This window comes from Streptomyces sp. ISL-12 (genome assembly GCF_018614415.1).
GTDB lineage: Bacteria > Actinomycetota > Actinomycetes > Streptomycetales > Streptomycetaceae > Streptomyces.
Map to the genome: position 1 here is coordinate 16944 of NZ_JAGGOO010000052.1, position 15176 is coordinate 32119.

A 15176-nucleotide genomic window follows, 5' to 3' on the forward strand; every position below is an offset into this window, starting at 1 on the left:
CCCGCCATAGTGGCGTCCGTCCACGATCGTCGATCGGGGGAGGCCGACGGTGCGGAAGAAGCGTGGGACGGAACCGGCCGGGGTGTCGGAGTCGGAGCGGCTGCTCTTCGGCGGCCCCCTGCGCTACGACACGGGCTGGAGCCAGCACTCCGACGCGTTCCTGGAGCTGGGTTTCCGGTCCATGGTGACCCGCCTGCCGTCCCTGCTGGCCGCCAGTTTCCGGCTCGCCCGGCAGGCCGATCCGGTGGCCGCGCGGACCGTGCTGGCGGCCGAGGCCGCACGGGGCGTGGCGCAGGCGGTGAGCCTGCTGGCGGTCAACAGCGTGCTGAGCCGGCTGATGGCGCCGGGACCGATCGAGGAGCGGCTGCGCGAAGCCCTGCCCGCACTGGTCACGGTCGCCGCGATGATGCTGGTGGCGGCGTTGCTGCGGGCGGCCACCACGTACGCCACGGGGCGGCTGGAGCCCAAGGTGGAGCGGGTGGCGACGGAGCAGTACCTGGAGCGGGCGACCGAGGTCGAACTGGCGGCCATCGAGGACCACGCCTTCCACAAACTGCTCGACACCGCCCAGTACGGCGCGGTCTCCGCCCGCCGCATGATCGCGTACAGCGCGCGCGTGATCAACGCGCTGATCTCGCTGGTGGCAGCGGCCGGTGTGCTGACCGTGCTGCACCCGGCGCTGTTGCCGCTGCTGGTGACCATGACCCTGCCGAGCGCCTGGAGCGCGCTGACGGTCGCCCGGCGCCGGTACGAGTCCTTCCAGGCCTGGGTGCAGCACGTGCGCGCCGGCCGGCTGATCGCCGGGCTGCTCATCGAGCCCGAGGCGGCGCCCGAGATCCGGGTGCACGGGGTGGGCGCTTTCCTGCTGCGGCACTACCGGGCGATGTCGGAGACGGCGGAGGCGGAGCAGGCCCGGCTGGCGGGGCTGGCGGCCCGTACCGGTCTGATCGCGGCGGCCTGGACGGGGCTGGCGACGGCGGCGACGTACGCGACGCTCGGCGGGCTGCTGCTGGGCGGCGCGATGGCCCTGTCGGTGGCGGGCACCGCGGTGATCGCGATCCGCACCGGCTCGCAGAGCCTGGAGACCCTGGTGGTGGAGGTGAACGCGCTGCACGAGGAGGCGCTGTTCGTCGGCGATCTGGAGCGGCTGCACGTGGAGGCGGCCAAGCGGACGATCCCGGAGGGCGGCACGGCGCTGCCCGCCGACCCGCGCGAGATCCGCTTCGAGAACGTCACGTTCCGCTACCCGGGCGACTCCGCGCGCCCCGCCCTGGACGATGTGTCGCTCACTCTCCCGCTGGGCCGGATCATCGCGCTCGTCGGCGAGAACGGTTCGGGCAAGACCACGCTGGTCAAGCTGCTCGCCGGGCTCTACACCCCGGAGCGGGGACGCGTCCTGTGGGACGGGGTGGACGCCGCCGCGGCGGACCGGCGGGAGCTGGCGGAACGGATCGCGATGGTGGCGCAGGACTTCAAACGGTGGCCGTTCACCGCCCGGGTGAACGTCGCCGTGGGCCGCTCCACCGTGCCGCCGGACGAGCGGCGGGTGGCCGACGCGGTCGCCGAGGCCGGCGCCGGGGAGGTGGTCGCGGACCTGCCGCGCGGTCTGGACACCCTGCTCGCCCGGCACTTCACCGGCGGCCATGAGCTGTCCGGCGGGCAGTGGCAGCGGCTCGGGATCGCGCGGGCGGCGTACCGGAGGGGCCACATCCTCGTGGTGGACGAGCCGACGGCGGCGCTGGACGCGCGGGCCGAGCTGGAGGTGTTCGAGAAGATCCGGGCGCTGGCCGGCAGCGGCCAGACGGTCGTCCTGATCACGCACCGGCTGGCGTCCGTGCGCCACGCGGATCTGGTGCACGTCCTGGACCAGGGTCGGCTCGTGGAGTCCGGAACGCCCGACGAACTGCTCGCCACCGGCGGGGTCTACGCCGAGCTGTACTCGCTCCAGGCCGAGCAGTTCGCGCGGACGCCGGTGCCCACCCGGAAGCACTCCCTGAACAAGACCACCAAGCAGTCCCCGCCGAAGACTTCGACCAAGACATCAACGCCGACATCAACGCAGACGTCAACGCCGGCTTCGGCGAAGACCTCGCCGAAGGCTCCGGTGCCCGCGCCCAAGTCGGCCTGATCAGCCGAGCGGGCAGCGCACCGCACGGCTCAGGCCGCGGCGCCCCCGGTTGCCTCGCCGCCCCGCACGATCACCAGGAACATGTCGGTCGCGAGGTCCATGACGACCTCGGCGGGCAGACCCTCCTGACGCCGCGCGTCCGCGAACTCCTCGGCCGGCCAGGACCCCCGCGGTCCACCGGCCGGAAAGCGTTCGAGCACTGTTCGCCCGTTCACCCCGCACCTCCATCTGGCGTTGCACTCGTAGAGTTAAACGCCAACGATGGGGTGAACACCTCGTCGAGTGACGGTATCGAGACGTAGCTGACACGCGTTCACCGCAAAGAGTGAGCACTATTACGCCTTTTCGGGCCTCTCACTCACCGTGCGTGTCAGTCTTCGTACTCATCGTGGTACCGCAGGCGCTCACTGCCCATGGGCGCCCCCAGAGCCGACGCGCGCCCCGCGGGTTCCTCCCACTCCTCTTGGCGCCCCAATGCGGTCAGGTCCAGCAGGCTGGTGGTCGAGCCGAGGCAGTCGAGGCCGCGCTCGTACGTCGAGTAGGTGTGGAAGACGCGGTCACGCTCCCGCAGGAAGCAGCTCAGGCCCGGACGCTCGGTCAGCTCGCCCTCGTGTTCGAGGGTGACCTCGAAGTCCTCGTTGAAGTCGGTGATGTACGACGAGTACCAGGGCAACGTCCAGCCCATCCGCGCCTTGAAGGGGAGGATCTTGGGGTACGGCGCCCGGGAGACCGCCGCGAACGAGGTGCCGCGGGCCCGCAGGTGCGCCAGGTGGCCGATCTGGTCCAGGAACGCCGAGCAGCTGCGGCAGCCGGCGTCCCACTCGGGGGCGAACATGAAGTGGTAGACGATGAGCTGCTGCCGCCCCTCGAACAGGTCGAGCAGCGTGGCCTTTCCGTCGCCGCCCTCGAACACGTACTCCTTGTCGATCTCCACCATGGGCAGCCCGCGCCGCTCGGCGTTGAGCGCGTCACGCGCGCGGGTGGCCGCTTTCTCCTTGGCCAGCAACGCCTCGCGCGCCGCGCGCCATTCGTGGCGGGAGACGATCTCGGGAAGCGACATGGGCTCCTCCTGTGCAACGGTCCGTCAAGGGGTGGACCGGTGGCGGCGGCGGAACTCATCGCGGCGCGCGAAAAAACTTTCCGCGTTCTCGGCAGCGTCAGGTGTCGTACGTCTGGACGCGCCGGCCGTGGCCCCGTTCGACCAGCTCGGGCAGCCTCCGCTCCAGTTCCCGCACCACGGCCGGAACGTCGAGCGTGAGCAGTTCGCGGTCCCGCATCAGCACCCGTCCGTCGACGATGGTCGTGCGCACGTCACCGGAGCGGGCGCTGTGCACGAGGGTGGCGGCCAGGTCGTGCACCGGCTGGGTGTGCGGTCCGGTGAGGTCGACGAGGACGAGATCGGCCCGCCGGCCCGGTGCGATCCGCCCGACCGTCTCCCCCAGGCCGACGGCGCGGGCGCTCTGGTCCGTGGCGTGGTGCAGGGCCTGGCGCGCGGTCAGCCAGCGCGGGTCGCCCTCGGTCTGCTTCTGGATCAGGGCGGTGAGCGCCATCGACTCCCACACGTCGAGGGAGTTGTTGGAGGCGGCGCCGTCCGTGGCGAGTCCCACGTCCACGCCGATGGCGCGCAGGGCGCGGACCGGCGTGGTGGTGGGCCAGGCGAACCTGAGGTAGCCGCGGGGCGCGGTCGCCACCGCCGTGCGGCCGCCCGCGCGCGCCAGGAGCGGCAGGTCGCGTTCGAGGATGCCGGTGCCGTGCGCGATCAGCACGTCGGTGCCGAGGACGCCGGTGCGTTCCAGGATCTCGATGGGGGTGGCGCCGTGCCGGGCGAGGCTGGTCTCGGTCTGGTCGCGGTTCTCGGCGGCGTGCAGATGGACGGGCAGGCCGTGTGCGCGGGCCAGCTCGGCGGTGGCGGCGAGGTCGGAGTCGGTGACGGTGTAGGGGGCGTGCGGGGCGAGGGCGGTGGTGATCCGGCCGTCCGCACCACCCCGGCGCCGCAGCGCGAAGTCGAGGGAGCGTTCCCGTCCCTCGGGGCCCTGCGAGGAGAAGTACGCCTGGCCCAGCAGCGCCCGCATCCCGGACTCGGCGACGACGTCGGCGACCGCGTCCATGGCGAAGTAGTGGTCCGCGAAGCAGGTCACCCCGGCCCGGATCAGCTCGGCGCAGGCGAGCCGGGCGCCCAGTTCGACGTCGCGTGCGGTCAGGTTGGACTCCACCGGCCAGACGACGTCGTTGAACCACTCCTCGGTGGGCAGGTCCTCGGCCAGGCCGCGCAGGACGGTCATGGGCGCGTGGGTGTGGCAGTTGATCAGCCCGGGGAGGGCTGCCTGACCGCGCGCGTCGACGCGTTCCACGGCGGGCAGGGCGGACGCCGCCGCCGCGGTGGTCACGGAGTCGACGGCACCGTCCCGCACGACGATGCCGGCGTCCGGCCTGAACGCGAGGTGCTCGGGGCCGTCCCCCTCGTGGACGAGGACGGTGCATCCGGTGATGACGAGATCGGCGGGCCGCACTGGCTGTGCGGGCGGCACGGGCTGCACGGGTTGTGGCTGCGCGTGATGCGTCATGAGGCCAACGTACGGCGGGACGCGGCCGATGCAGGGCGCGGGGAAGCTGATGTGCGGGGCGAGCGAGGGAGCCGAGGTACGGGCAAGGGGGCCGAAGTACGGGCAAGGAAGCTGAGGTACGGGCAAGGGAGCCGAGGTACGAGCGAGAGAGCTGCCGTAGGCGTGACAGAGCTGCCGTAGGCGTGACAGAGCTGTTGGAGGCGTGACAGAGCTGCCGTAGGCGTGACAGAGCTGTTGGAGGCGTGAGAGAGCTGTTGGAGGGCGCGCGAAAGCGGCGCACAGCGCCACTGAACCTGAACCGACGCACGCCAATGAACCGACGCGCGGCGCAAGAACGCCGACGCCCGGCGCGAAGAAGCCGGCGTACAGCGCCCCCCGCGGTAGCGCGGGTGCCTCAGCCGGTGAGCGGCAGCTCGGGCAGGCGCACGCCGGCGTGGTCGCGCCGTTCGGCCAGTTCGTCACGCAGCTCGGCCAGCCGGGCGAGGTGGCGCGGGGTGAGCCGGCCCGTGTCGTCGAGGTGGACGGCGCAGGCGGTGGTGGTGTCGGCGAGCCGTTCCAGGGTGGCGGCGATCTCGTCGGCGCCCCGGGAGTGGCGGGCGAGGGCGGGCAGCTCAGCGGCGGCCAGCGCGATCGCCGCGCGGGCCTCGGCGAGCGTGCGGTACGCCTCCCGGCGCAGCGTCCAGCGCCGGGCCCGGTCGTCGGGCTCGCTCAGCACATGGGCGAGGTAGGCGTGCGCGGCGTCACCGGCCGCCGTGAGCCGGGCGCGGACCCCGCCGCCGCGCTGCCCCGGCATCGGCAGATGCCCGACGACCAGCACGATCGCGCAGGCCAGCAGGGTCTCGCCGATGCGCCCGGCGGACGCCTGCGGCTCGCCGCCGACCATGACCAGGGCCAGCACGAGGACGGTGACCACGGCGGTCTGCGCGGCGAAGTGCCGGGTCGCCACGGGGATCAGGGCCCCGGCGAGGGCGACGAGCGCGACGAGCCCGCCGGGCCGGGGCAGGACGGCGGCCACCGCGGCGAAGACCAGCGCGCCGAGGACCGTGCCGGCGGCCCGGCACAGCACCCGGGACACCAGCGGGCCGAGGTCGGGCTTGACCAGGAAGACGGCGGTGGCGGGCAGCCAGTACCAGTGCCGGTGGAGCCCGTACCACTGGGCGTGGTGCAGCGCCTGGGCGACCGCCGCGCCGGCCCCGAAGCAGAGCCCGACCCGCAGCCCGTACTCCCGTCCGCCGGCGCCGAGCACCGTGCGCAGGACGGAACCGGGTGACCGCCTGCGGGTGTGCAGGTCGTCGCCGCGTCCCCGGTCGAAGGCGACGGCGGCGTGCAGCAGGGCGTCGTCGAGGGCGCGCAGGCCGGGCGCGGAGCGCGTGGGGGCGGGCAACGGACCGGTGTGCGCTCCGGCGCGTACGGCCGCCGCGAGCCGCCGGGGCCCCTCACTGGCCCGGCGGGGTACGGACTCCCCCGCCCAGGCCAGCGCGGTGGCGGCCTCGGCGAGCGGCAGTGCGGCGGCGTACTGCGCGTGCAGCCGGCGCTCGGCCGAGGAGGAGGCGTAGCGGCGCAGCCGGGGCCCGGCGAACGCGTCCTGCGCCTGGTCCAGGGCGGCGGTGAGCGCGGCGCGGCGGGCGACGGCGTGCTGGGTACCGGCCGCGTCGAGCAGCGCCGCGACGGCGTCGTAGACCCCTGCGACGGCCGCGCGTTCCCCGTCGAAGCGGAAGTCCAGACGGAAGTCGCGGGGCGTCGCGCCGGTCAGCGGCCCGGGCGTGGGCAGGGCCAGCCGCAGCGCGAGCAGCCAGCCGGCTCCGGCGAGGAACGCCAGGACGCGCTGCCAGCCGGGATCGGGCAGCGGCATCCCGGCCCCGATCGCGGACGTGACCAGCAACTGTGTCGCCGCCCCGGACGCCACCGGCCCGACGGCGCTGAAGCCCCCGGCGACCAGTCCGAGCACGGTCAGTACGAGGGTCAGCGCGACGGCGCCGAGATGGTCCCCGGCGTACGTGCCGGCGCACAGTCCGGCCGCCCCCGCGAGCGCCGGTACGCCGATCCGCCGGACGGAGACCCGTCGGCTGCCCGGCCGGTCGTTGATCCCGGCCAGCATGGCGGCGACGGCGGCGACCACCCCGAGGGACGCCCGGCCCGCCGCCAGCGCGGCCAGCAGCAGCGGCCCGGCGGCGAGCGCCCCGCGCACGACGGCGCTCCAGGGCACGGGTCCGCGCTGGGCGCGCAGGGCGTGCGCCAGCCAGGGCGGAAGCGCGAGGGCCGGGGTGCGGCGGGTCACTGCACGGCCTCCAGTCGTCTCGTCGAGGGCGGGTGAGCCTTCGGGCGACGGTGGCCGGGCTGAACCGAATGCGCTCACCAGCGTAGAGCGTCTGAGTGCAGAGAAGCGAACGGTGGCGTTTCGGTGAGGTGACACGAGCGTCGCCTCACCTGTCACATCACGCGCGTCACCTCACCCACTCACCTCACAGCGGGCCGAAGTACTCCGCCACGAACGCCCCCGCTCTGTCGAGCATCGGCGCCGTGTCCGGCCCCACGGCGATGCCGGTGATGAAGAGGGCCACCCCGGCGATCACGTGGACGACGCAGCCCGCGAGGGCGCCGTCGGACGACCAGTCGAGCTTGATCACCAGCCCCATGTAGACCAGTGCCGCCACCACCGAGGCGGCGATCACCACGCCCAGGTCGAACACGAGCGCCCACGCTACCGCCGGGCCCGGGTCCGCCGCGTACAGGGTGCGGATCGCGGAGCCGGCGATCGGCAGCGGCAGCGCGGCGGCGAAGAAGGTGCCGAGTGCCATGAATCGGCCGGACGTGCTCAGCGGCGGCCGGCGGGGTTTCGCGGGCGACGGGCTGGATGCGGAGCCGGAGCCTCCGTCGACCGCGACCGTGTGAGCCTTCTCCGCAGCCTTGCGACCAGAGGTCTTGCCCTCCGGTACCTCTCCCTCAGCCTTCTGCTGCCTCCGGGACGTCTCGGGCGCCTCGGAATCCTTGGGGGTGGGCGTCGGAGCCGACGAGGCGGAGGACCGCTCCGGCCGGTTCGTGCGCACCGTCTCCCCCACCACCACGGTCGGCCCGGTCTCCTGTATCCGGGCCTCCTCGGTGACGAGTCGCAACTCCGCGCGCAACGAACCCAGTTCCCGCTCGGCACGTTCGATGAGTTCGGTGAACCGCTCCTCCTCCCGGCGGTCTCCCGGGAGACGGCCGGGATCGTCCGCGGAGCCGGACGCCTGTTCCCGTCGCGACGCCCTGCGGTGACTCGCCAGTTCCCGCTGGGTCTCGATCAACAGGGCCTCGACTGTGGCCCGCTTGTCCTCGGCTTCCCGCATCAGCCGCTGGGCCCCGATGACGCGCAGCTCCGCGTCCCTCAGCCGCTCGGCAAACTCCGCTTGTGCCGCGGCCCGCCCCTCGGCCCTCGCCCGCTCGACCTGTCGTTCGAGTTCCGCGCACCGCGCGACCAGTTCTCCCACCGCACCGGCCATCGCCTGGACGACGTCGTCGGCCCGACGGCTGACCTCGACCTGAGTGACGTACATGTTGGCGCCGGCCTGATACACCTGCCCGTTCTCCGAGGCACGGCCCCGCGCGTCCACGCGTCCTGGATCACCCTCCCGCGGGTTTTCCGGTTCCCTCATCGCTCGGCGATGTGCTGGTCCCGGGCAGCCTGGTAGACACGGCCGTTCCCCTGAGCGTGCGCCTCCAGACGTACGCCTCCGTGGACCACCTGTCCGTCCCCCTGCCCGCCCCGGCGAGTCAGCAGTTCTCGCAGGTCGTGGGCGGCCTGGGGATGGGTGTCCAGCAGAGCGGCGAACCGTTCGCTCCATCGGCGTTCGAGGTCGCCGTCGTCCTGTGCGGCGTTCACCGCCGTACGGCGTGACGCGTCGAGTTCGCGTTCGATCTCTTCCGCCTCCTGTGGCCGGAAGCGACGCCAGACGGTCACCACCCCGTCTCGCGTCTGCTGCCACCCCTCCCCGACGAGCAACGCCACCAGGGACGTGCCCGCGGTGCCGGCCAGCGTGAGCAGGTACGGATCCATTGAAGCCCCCGAGTGTCCAGCGTGTCCGGGGCGTCCGTGCGCGGCCCGGCGACAACAACACAGCGTGACCGTCACCATAGCTCAACTGATGTGAATAACAGCAGAGTTGGTTTTAGACCCCTACCGACATCACACTTTCCATCACTCACCGTATTCACGGGTGGGCGGCAGACCGGGCCCTCCAGTCACTGTCGCCACACGACCATCGCGCAGTGCCGATTCAGGGGCGCGCAGCGGCGTCCACGGCGCTTCGCAGCAGCGTCCGCGCCTCCCCGACCGTCCCGACCAGGGCCTCCGGTCCGGAGACCGGCCCTGCCATCAGCGCGTCGATCCCGCCCAGCCCGGCCCGCTCCAGCATCCCCTTCTCGTTGGTGACCCACTCCCCCCGCGCCGCCAGCACCGCGTGTGCCGCCTGGGTCGCGGCGAGGGCGATCGCGCCCGCGACCTGGGTGACGGCGCCCTTGGGGGCGTGGCCGGCCTCGGCGTAGGCGAGGGTGGCCTCGGCCATGCCCCACCAGCGCTCGGGGGCGGTCCGGCGCAGCGGCTCCGGGTAGGCGGGGCGGGGCAGGTCGCCGCGGAGGGTCCGGTTGATCGCGAGTTCGGCGACGATCAGATACGTCGGGATGCCGGCCAGGTGGAACATGAGCGGCTCGACGCGGTAGCGGCCGGCCCGTGCCTCGCCCAGTTCGTGCTCGACCACGTCCAGGTCGCGGTAGTGGACGTCGACCCGGCGTCCGTCGATCGTCAGCCACGCGCCGCCGTTGAAGACGCCGCCGCCCCAGCCGCCGACTTCACCGACCTCGCCCTGCCAGCCGACCGCGCGGAGGTCGGCCGGGTCGAAGGCGCCTCGGTAGTAGACGGCCAGGTCCCAGTCGCTGTCCGGACGGTGGGTGCCCTGGGCGCGGGAGCCGCCGAGGGCGACCGCGCGGACGGCGGGCAGCGCGGCGAGGCGGTCGGCGGTGGTGTCCAGGAATGCCTGGTCGGGGTCGGGGTCGGGAGCGGGAGCGGGGCGGGCCGGCATGGGCGGGGTCCTTCGGGTCGGGGCGGGTGCGCCGCGTCGACAGCGTAGGGGGGCCGCTCATGCCGTACGACAGGTTTTCGCCGTCCCTCGCCCGTCGCCCCGCCCCCCCGCCCGTCGCCCCGCCGTCTTCCGCCCGTCCCCCGTCAGGCCTGTGCGGTGGGCCGGACGACGACCTCGCTGATGTCGATGCCGTCGGGCTGCTCGATCGCGAACCCGATGGCGGCGGCGACGGCGGAGGGCGGGGCGCCGATCTCGTCGCGCATCCGCGTCATCACCGCCGCCGTCTCGGGGCTCGCGCCCTTGCCGACCCCCTCGGTGTCGGTGAGTCCGGGCGAGACGAGGGTGACGCGCAGGTCGGGGCCGGATTCCTGGCGCAGCCCCTCGGTCAGCACCTTGACCGCCGTCTTGGTGGCCGCGTAGACGCCCTGCGGGGCCTTCACCACGTAGGCGGAAGTGGAGGCCACGTTGACGAACTGGCCGGAGCGCTGCCGCCGGAAGACGGGCAGGGCGGCCCCGATGCCGTTCAGCAGGCCGGTGATGTGCGTGGCGACCATCGCGTCCCAGTCGTCCTGGCGCAGTTCGTCGAACGGGGACACCGCCATCGTGCCCGCGTTGGAGACCAGGACGTCCAGCCGGCCGAACCGGTCGAGAGCCGTGTCCGTGAGGAGCCTCAGGTCCTCCCGGCGCACCACGTCCATGACGACTCCGACGGCCGTGCCGCCCCGCGCGACGATTCCGTCCACCACCTCCTCCAGCCGTTCCTCCCGGCGGGCGCCGAGCACGAGCCGGGCCCCCTTCTCGGCGAGGTGAGCCGCCGTCGCCGCCCCGATGCCGCTGCTGGCACCGGTGATCGCCACTACCTTGCCTTCGATTCCCGACATGATCAGTAATCCTCGCTGGGGAGAGCGCGCGCAGGTCAGGCCATGACCTACAGTGGAAGTGGGGACGCCACCACTTCCTTCAGGTTAAGTGGACACGCCCCCACTTAGCAAGCGGGACAGAACGCGAGGAGAGGGGCGGCAGCCGCCGATGGCAGAGCCGAGGGCACACGAGACGGGGCGTCCGCTGCGCGCCGACGCGCGCCGCAACCGGGAGAAGATCCTCACGGCGGCGGTGCGGGTGTTCGCCGAGGAGGGGCTGGAGGCGCACCTGGAGCGCATCGCCAAGGCCGCGGGCGTGGGCAGCGCGACCCTCTACCGCAACTTCCCCACCCGGGAGGCCCTGATCGAGGCGGTCTACCGCAACGAGGTGGCCCAGCTCTGCGACGCCGTCCCCGGCCTGCTGGCGCAGCGACCGCCGTACGAGGCCCTGCGCGCGTGGACCCGGCTCTTCCTGGACTACGTCACCGCCAAACTCGGCATGGCGGAGGCCCTGCGCGCCATCGCCGCCTCGGGCGGCAATCCCTACGGGCAGAGCCGGGACATGATCGAGGCGGCCGTCGCCGACCTGATGGAGGCGTGCGTGGCCGCCGGGGCGATCCGCACCGACGTCAGCCCGGGCGATCTGAGCGCCGCCCTGGCGGCCATCGCCGTCTCCTCGGCCCCGCCCGCGGGGCGTGAGCAAGCCGAACGCCTCCTCGACCTGGTCCTGGACGGACTGGCCACCCGGCCGTGAGGCCACCGCCGGGTGTCCGGGCTCAGGGACCCGGCCGGCCCCACACCCGGCGCTTGGGCAGCGCAGCCGCGTAGCCGCCCGCCCTGCTCGTGGTCAGCCCGAGGGCGACGAGGGACTCCGCCAGCCGCACCGCCGCCGCCACGCCGTCCACGACCGGCAGCCCCAGCTCCTCCCCCACCGATGCGACCGACCGCCGCAGTCCCGTCATCCCGGCGCACCCGAGGACCAGCACCTCCGCTCCCGCCGCCCGGACCCGCTCCGCGGCGGCGCGCAGCGCGGCCCGGGTACGCTCGCCGTCGTCCAGGTCGAGCACGCCGAGGCCGGTGCCGGTGACGGCCGCGCAGTTGCGGGCCACGCCCGCCGTCTCCAGGCTGTCCTCGATCTGTCCGCGGCTGCGCTCCAGGGTGGTGACGACGCCGTAGCGGCGCCCCAGCAGACAGGCGAGGTGCGCCGCGGCCTCGGTGATGTCGACGACCGGTACGTCGACCAGCTCCCGGACGCCCTCGCGCCCGTGCTCCCCGAAGCCGGCCAGGACGACCGCGTCGTACGGCGGTCCGTCGTAGGTCCGCAGGGTGTCGATGACTGCGGCGGCGGACAGGTAGCTGTCAAGCCAGCCCTCCGCCGACTCCGGGCCCCACCCGGGAGTCAGGCCGGTCACGGTGGTGCCCGGGCTCGCGGCGGCCCGGGCACCGAGGACGATCTCCTCGGTCATCTGCCGCGTCGTGTTGCAGTTGGTGACGACGATGCGCACCGGAACTCAGCCCTCCGCCCCGGCCGTCCGCTCGCCCCGGCACAGGAGTCCGTAGAGCCCGGCGGCCATCGCCGTGCCGATGAACCAGGAGTACGGCGCCACCTCGCCGAACTCCGTCACCAGCGCGAGGACGGCCGCCACCGCCGCCGACGGCAGGAACGCCCACAGCGCCTTGGGGTTGACGCCCCCGCGGTAGTGGTAGCGGGAACCGGGTTCGGCGCGGAAGAGCTGGTCCACGTCGACGCGCCCGCGCTTGACCCAGTAGTAGTCGACCATGATCACACCGAAGAGTGGGCCGAGGAAGGCGCCGAGGCCGCCGAGGAAGTAGTTGACGACGGTGGGGTTGGAGAAGAGGTTCCAGGGGGTCACGACCAGCGCCGCCACCGTGCTGATCATGCCGCCGATCCGGAAGGTGACCTTCTGCGGCCAGACGTTGGCGAGGTCGTACGCCGGGGAGACGAAGTTGGCGACGATGTTGACGCCCATGGTGGCGATGGCGAACGTCAGCGCGCCGATCACCAGGACCCAGGTGTTGCCGATCTCCGCGACCAGGTAGGCCGGGTCGGTGATCTCCTTGCCGAAGACCTCGTAGGCGCCGGCGGTGACGACGACGGAGAGGATGACGAAGGCCGTGGAGTTGACCGGAAGGCCCCAGAAGTTGCCGCGCCGGACGGTGCGGTAGTCGGGGGCGAAACGGGAGAAGTCGCAGAAGTTGAGCATCAGCGTGCCGTAGGTGGCGAGGATCAGGCCGATCGCGCCGAACCATTGGCGCCACTGCTCGCCCGTCGACACCGGGTGCGGGGTGCTGGTCAGGGAGATGCTCCAGCCGGCCTTGGCGAAGATCCAGACCGCCAGTGCGATCATCACCAGCCAGATCGCCGGACCGCAGAAGTCCTGGAACTTGCGGACGGACTCCATGCCGCGGCTGATGATCAGCGCCTGGACCAGCCACAGGGCGACGAAGGAGACCCAGCCGAGCGCGTCGAGCCCGAGGAAGGAGGAGTGGGTCCAGGACTTCAGACCGGGCCAGGCCGCCAGCAGCATCACGTTGACGGCGACGGAGGCCAGGTAGGTCTGGATGCCGTACCACATGATGGCGATGACGGCCCTGATCAGCGCCGGGACGTTGGCGCCCCAGACGCCGAAGGCGATCCGGCTGACGACGGGGAACGGCACGCCGGTGCGCTGGCCGATGCGGCCCATCATGTTCATTCCGACGTAGATGATCACGAAGCCGACGAGCAGGGACGTGAAGACCTGCCAGACGTTCATGCCGAGGAAGAGCAGTCCGGCGGCGAAGGTGTAGTTGCCGAGGTTGTGGACGTCGGACATCCACAGGGCGAACAGGTCGAAGACCTTCCAGGTGCGCTTGCCCGCGGGCGCGAGGTCTTCGTTGGTGAGCCGTGGGTCGGGGTCGGGGAGGGACGCTGCGGTGCCGGTGGCCTCTGCGCGGTCGGCGAGGGACACGGGGCCTCCTGGGGCGAGGGGACGGGAGGGCATACCGAGCCTGGCGGCGCCCGGGGACGCCGTTTTGGTATACCAAACTGCCGTCATGGTCCTCCCGTCAACCCTTCGCGCCGATGTCACGCTCGTTAACGCTCCGTAAAACACCGCCGGAGTCGGCGAAGATGGGACGCATGGGGAAGATCGAACCGCTGGGCGCGGTGCGCGAGCGGGTCCTGGCGGGGCTGCGGCAGGACATCATCGCGGGACGCCTGCGGCCCGGCGACCGGCTCGTGGAGCGGGAGTTGGCCGAGCGTTTCGGGGTCTCCCGGGTACCGGTCCGGGAGGCGATCCGCGCCCTGGTCGCCGAGGGATTCGTGCTGTTCGAGACCCCGCGCCGCACCGTCGTGCGGCGGCTGACGCCCGCCGACGTACGGGAACTCTTCGAACTGCGTGAGGCGTTGGAGGTGTACGCGGCGGGACTCGCCGCGACGCGGGCCGGTCCCGAGGCGCTGGCGGAGCTGGAGGATCTGCTGCGGGCGGCGGCGCGGGCCACCGGGGCCGGGGACGCCGAGGCGATCACCGACGTCAACACCCGTTTCCACGACCGCATCCTGACCCTGGCCGGCAACAGCCTGCTGAGTTCGGTCATGGAACCGGTCGACGGCCGGCTGCGCTGGCTGACCCGGCGGAACGAGGAGTGGCCGCAACTCCTCACCGAACACCGGGAGCTGTACGAGGCGATCGCCTCCGGCGACCCGGACCGCGCCCGCGCGCACGCCTTGCGGCACGTCCGGGCCAACTACCGGTCGACGGTGCGGCAGCTGTTCGGGGACGGGGGTGAGTGCGGGGACGGGGGTGACGAGGTGACAGAGACGCCGGGCGTGACGGGGTGACAGGGACGACCGGGACGCCGGGCGGAACGGAGTGACAGAGACGACCGGGACGCCGGGCGGAACGGAGTGACAGAGACGACCGGGACGCCGGGCGGAACGGAGTGACGGGGTTACCGGGAAGCCGGGCGTGACGGGGTGGCGGGCGTGACGGGGTGGCGGGCGCGCGCAGGTGGGTCACACGCCCCTCAGGGGAACGGGCTTCAGCCGGTGACCTCGTACTGGCCGGTCTCCAGGAACCGGCGCATCTCCTCCGGGTCGCTGGTCTTGAGCAGCTGGATCGCGGCCGCCCTCACCTCCGGGGGCGTCTCGGGCCTGGAGATGAGCTGGGCGAGGGCGACGCGGTCGTCCTGGGCCTGCGCGAGGCGGTACCCGGTCTCCAGGAAGGCACGCATTTCCTCGACCGTGCCGTCCAGGGCCGCCCGGCCCTTCTCCCGCACCTCCGAACCGGCGTACGGCAGGGAGATGAGCTGGACGATCGCGACCCTGAGGTCGTTCACGTCGTTCACGTCGTCCTCGTCGTCCGCCACCGCGGACACGGAGAGGGGAGCGGACACCGCGGAGGGCGTGGGCGAGGCGGGGGCCGCGGACGCGGTGCCGGCGGCCAGGGCGGGGCCGGTGACCGTGAGGGCCGTGGCGGCGGCCACAGTCACGGCCGCGGATATCGCCGTACGGGTCATTCTCACGGTGAACTCCCTCGATTTGTCGATCAGTTGACTCCTCGACACT

Annotated in this window: 14 protein-coding genes; 3 read left to right on the plus strand and 11 right to left on the minus strand. The window is 72.8% G+C overall.

Translation table 11 applies throughout. From position 1 onward, the window contains the following. Positions 1–49: 49 nt before the first annotated feature. A complete protein-coding gene (locus J7I94_RS14745) occupies positions 50–2128 on the plus strand; it encodes an ABC transporter ATP-binding protein (protein ID WP_215167528.1) in 2079 nt (692 codons plus the stop codon). 29 nt (positions 2129–2157) lie between these two features. Here J7I94_RS14745 and J7I94_RS14750 read toward each other — a convergent pair whose 3' ends face one another. From J7I94_RS14750 to J7I94_RS14785, 8 genes are all read right to left on the minus strand, one after another. Beyond that, entirely contained in the window at positions 2158–2343 is a 186-nt protein-coding gene (locus J7I94_RS14750) for a hypothetical protein (protein WP_215167529.1), read from the minus strand. A 155-nt stretch (positions 2344–2498) separates the two neighbouring features. Continuing rightward, on the minus strand, positions 2499–3188 hold the full coding sequence (locus J7I94_RS14755) for a DUF899 domain-containing protein (RefSeq protein WP_215167530.1): 690 nt from the start codon (positions 3186–3188) through the stop codon (positions 2499–2501). 97 nt (positions 3189–3285) lie between these two features. Beyond that, positions 3286–4692 carry an amidohydrolase gene (locus J7I94_RS14760; protein ID WP_215167531.1) on the minus strand — a complete coding sequence of 469 codons (1407 nt, stop codon included), beginning with the start codon at positions 4690–4692 and terminating at the stop codon, positions 3286–3288. A gap of 394 nt (positions 4693–5086) precedes the next feature. Beyond that, positions 5087–6970, minus strand: coding sequence for an FUSC family protein (locus tag J7I94_RS14765; protein WP_215167532.1), 1884 nt, complete (start codon positions 6968–6970; stop codon positions 5087–5089). 184 nt (positions 6971–7154) lie between these two features. Then, positions 7155–8282 (minus strand): hypothetical protein, encoded by a 1128-nt coding sequence (locus tag J7I94_RS14770; RefSeq protein ID WP_215167533.1) that lies wholly within the window; start codon positions 8280–8282, stop codon positions 7155–7157. Between the two features lie 38 nt (positions 8283–8320). Further along, the gene (locus J7I94_RS14775; RefSeq protein ID WP_215167534.1) at positions 8321–8725 is read right to left on the minus strand and encodes a hypothetical protein; all 405 of its coding nucleotides are present in this window, start codon (positions 8723–8725) and stop codon (positions 8321–8323) included. A gap of 220 nt (positions 8726–8945) precedes the next feature. Further along, the gene (locus J7I94_RS14780; protein WP_215167535.1) at positions 8946–9746 is read right to left on the minus strand and encodes a nucleotidyltransferase domain-containing protein; all 801 of its coding nucleotides are present in this window, start codon (positions 9744–9746) and stop codon (positions 8946–8948) included. Between the two features lie 143 nt (positions 9747–9889). Beyond that, entirely contained in the window at positions 9890–10627 is a 738-nt protein-coding gene (locus J7I94_RS14785; protein ID WP_215167536.1) for an SDR family oxidoreductase, read from the minus strand. 148 nt (positions 10628–10775) lie between these two features. Here J7I94_RS14785 and J7I94_RS14790 point away from each other — a divergent pair, with 148 nt between their 5' ends. Beyond that, positions 10776–11360, plus strand: a complete 585-nt coding sequence (locus tag J7I94_RS14790) for a TetR/AcrR family transcriptional regulator (RefSeq protein WP_215167537.1) — start codon at positions 10776–10778, stop codon at positions 11358–11360. A 22-nt stretch (positions 11361–11382) separates the two neighbouring features. Here J7I94_RS14790 and J7I94_RS14795 read toward each other — a convergent pair whose 3' ends face one another. Together J7I94_RS14795 and J7I94_RS14800 are read right to left on the minus strand one after the other, a co-directional pair. Beyond that, positions 11383–12111: an aspartate/glutamate racemase family protein gene (locus J7I94_RS14795; RefSeq protein WP_215167538.1), complete on the minus strand. Its 729-nt coding sequence runs from the start codon at positions 12109–12111 to the stop codon at positions 11383–11385. Between the two features lie 6 nt (positions 12112–12117). Continuing rightward, the gene (locus tag J7I94_RS14800) at positions 12118–13578 is read right to left on the minus strand and encodes an NCS1 family nucleobase:cation symporter-1 (protein WP_215167539.1); all 1461 of its coding nucleotides are present in this window, start codon (positions 13576–13578) and stop codon (positions 12118–12120) included. 170 nt (positions 13579–13748) lie between these two features. Between J7I94_RS14800 and J7I94_RS14805 the strand changes: the two genes are divergently transcribed. Then, a complete protein-coding gene (locus J7I94_RS14805; protein ID WP_215167540.1) occupies positions 13749–14450 on the plus strand; it encodes a GntR family transcriptional regulator in 702 nt (233 codons plus the stop codon). A gap of 200 nt (positions 14451–14650) precedes the next feature. On the opposite strand, the gene J7I94_RS14810 is transcribed toward J7I94_RS14805, so the two are convergent. Further along, positions 14651–15127, minus strand: a complete 477-nt coding sequence (locus J7I94_RS14810; RefSeq protein ID WP_251075173.1) for an ALF repeat-containing protein — start codon at positions 15125–15127, stop codon at positions 14651–14653. Between the last annotated feature and the right edge of the window lie 49 nt (positions 15128–15176).

What these genes read in the sequence shown, in the direction of transcription:
- J7I94_RS14755 (WP_215167530.1), bottom strand. Translation starts at nt 3,188, where the DNA reads ATGTCGCTTCCCGAGATCGTCTCCCGCCACGAATGGCGCGCGGCGCGC.
- J7I94_RS14760 (WP_215167531.1), bottom strand. Translation starts at nt 4,692, where the DNA reads ATGACGCATCACGCGCAGCCACAACCCGTGCAGCCCGTGCCGCCCGCA.
- J7I94_RS14775 (WP_215167534.1), bottom strand. Translation starts at nt 8,725, where the DNA reads ATGGATCCGTACCTGCTCACGCTGGCCGGCACCGCGGGCACGTCCCTG.
- J7I94_RS14780 (WP_215167535.1), bottom strand. Translation starts at nt 9,746, where the DNA reads ATGCCGGCCCGCCCCGCTCCCGCTCCCGACCCCGACCCCGACCAGGCA.
- J7I94_RS14785 (WP_215167536.1), bottom strand. Translation starts at nt 10,627, where the DNA reads ATGTCGGGAATCGAAGGCAAGGTAGTGGCGATCACCGGTGCCAGCAGC.
- J7I94_RS14790 (WP_215167537.1), top strand. Translation starts at nt 10,776, where the DNA reads ATGGCAGAGCCGAGGGCACACGAGACGGGGCGTCCGCTGCGCGCCGAC.
- J7I94_RS14805 (WP_215167540.1), top strand. Translation starts at nt 13,749, where the DNA reads ATGGGGAAGATCGAACCGCTGGGCGCGGTGCGCGAGCGGGTCCTGGCG.
- J7I94_RS14810 (WP_251075173.1), bottom strand. Translation starts at nt 15,127, where the DNA reads ATGACCCGTACGGCGATATCCGCGGCCGTGACTGTGGCCGCCGCCACG.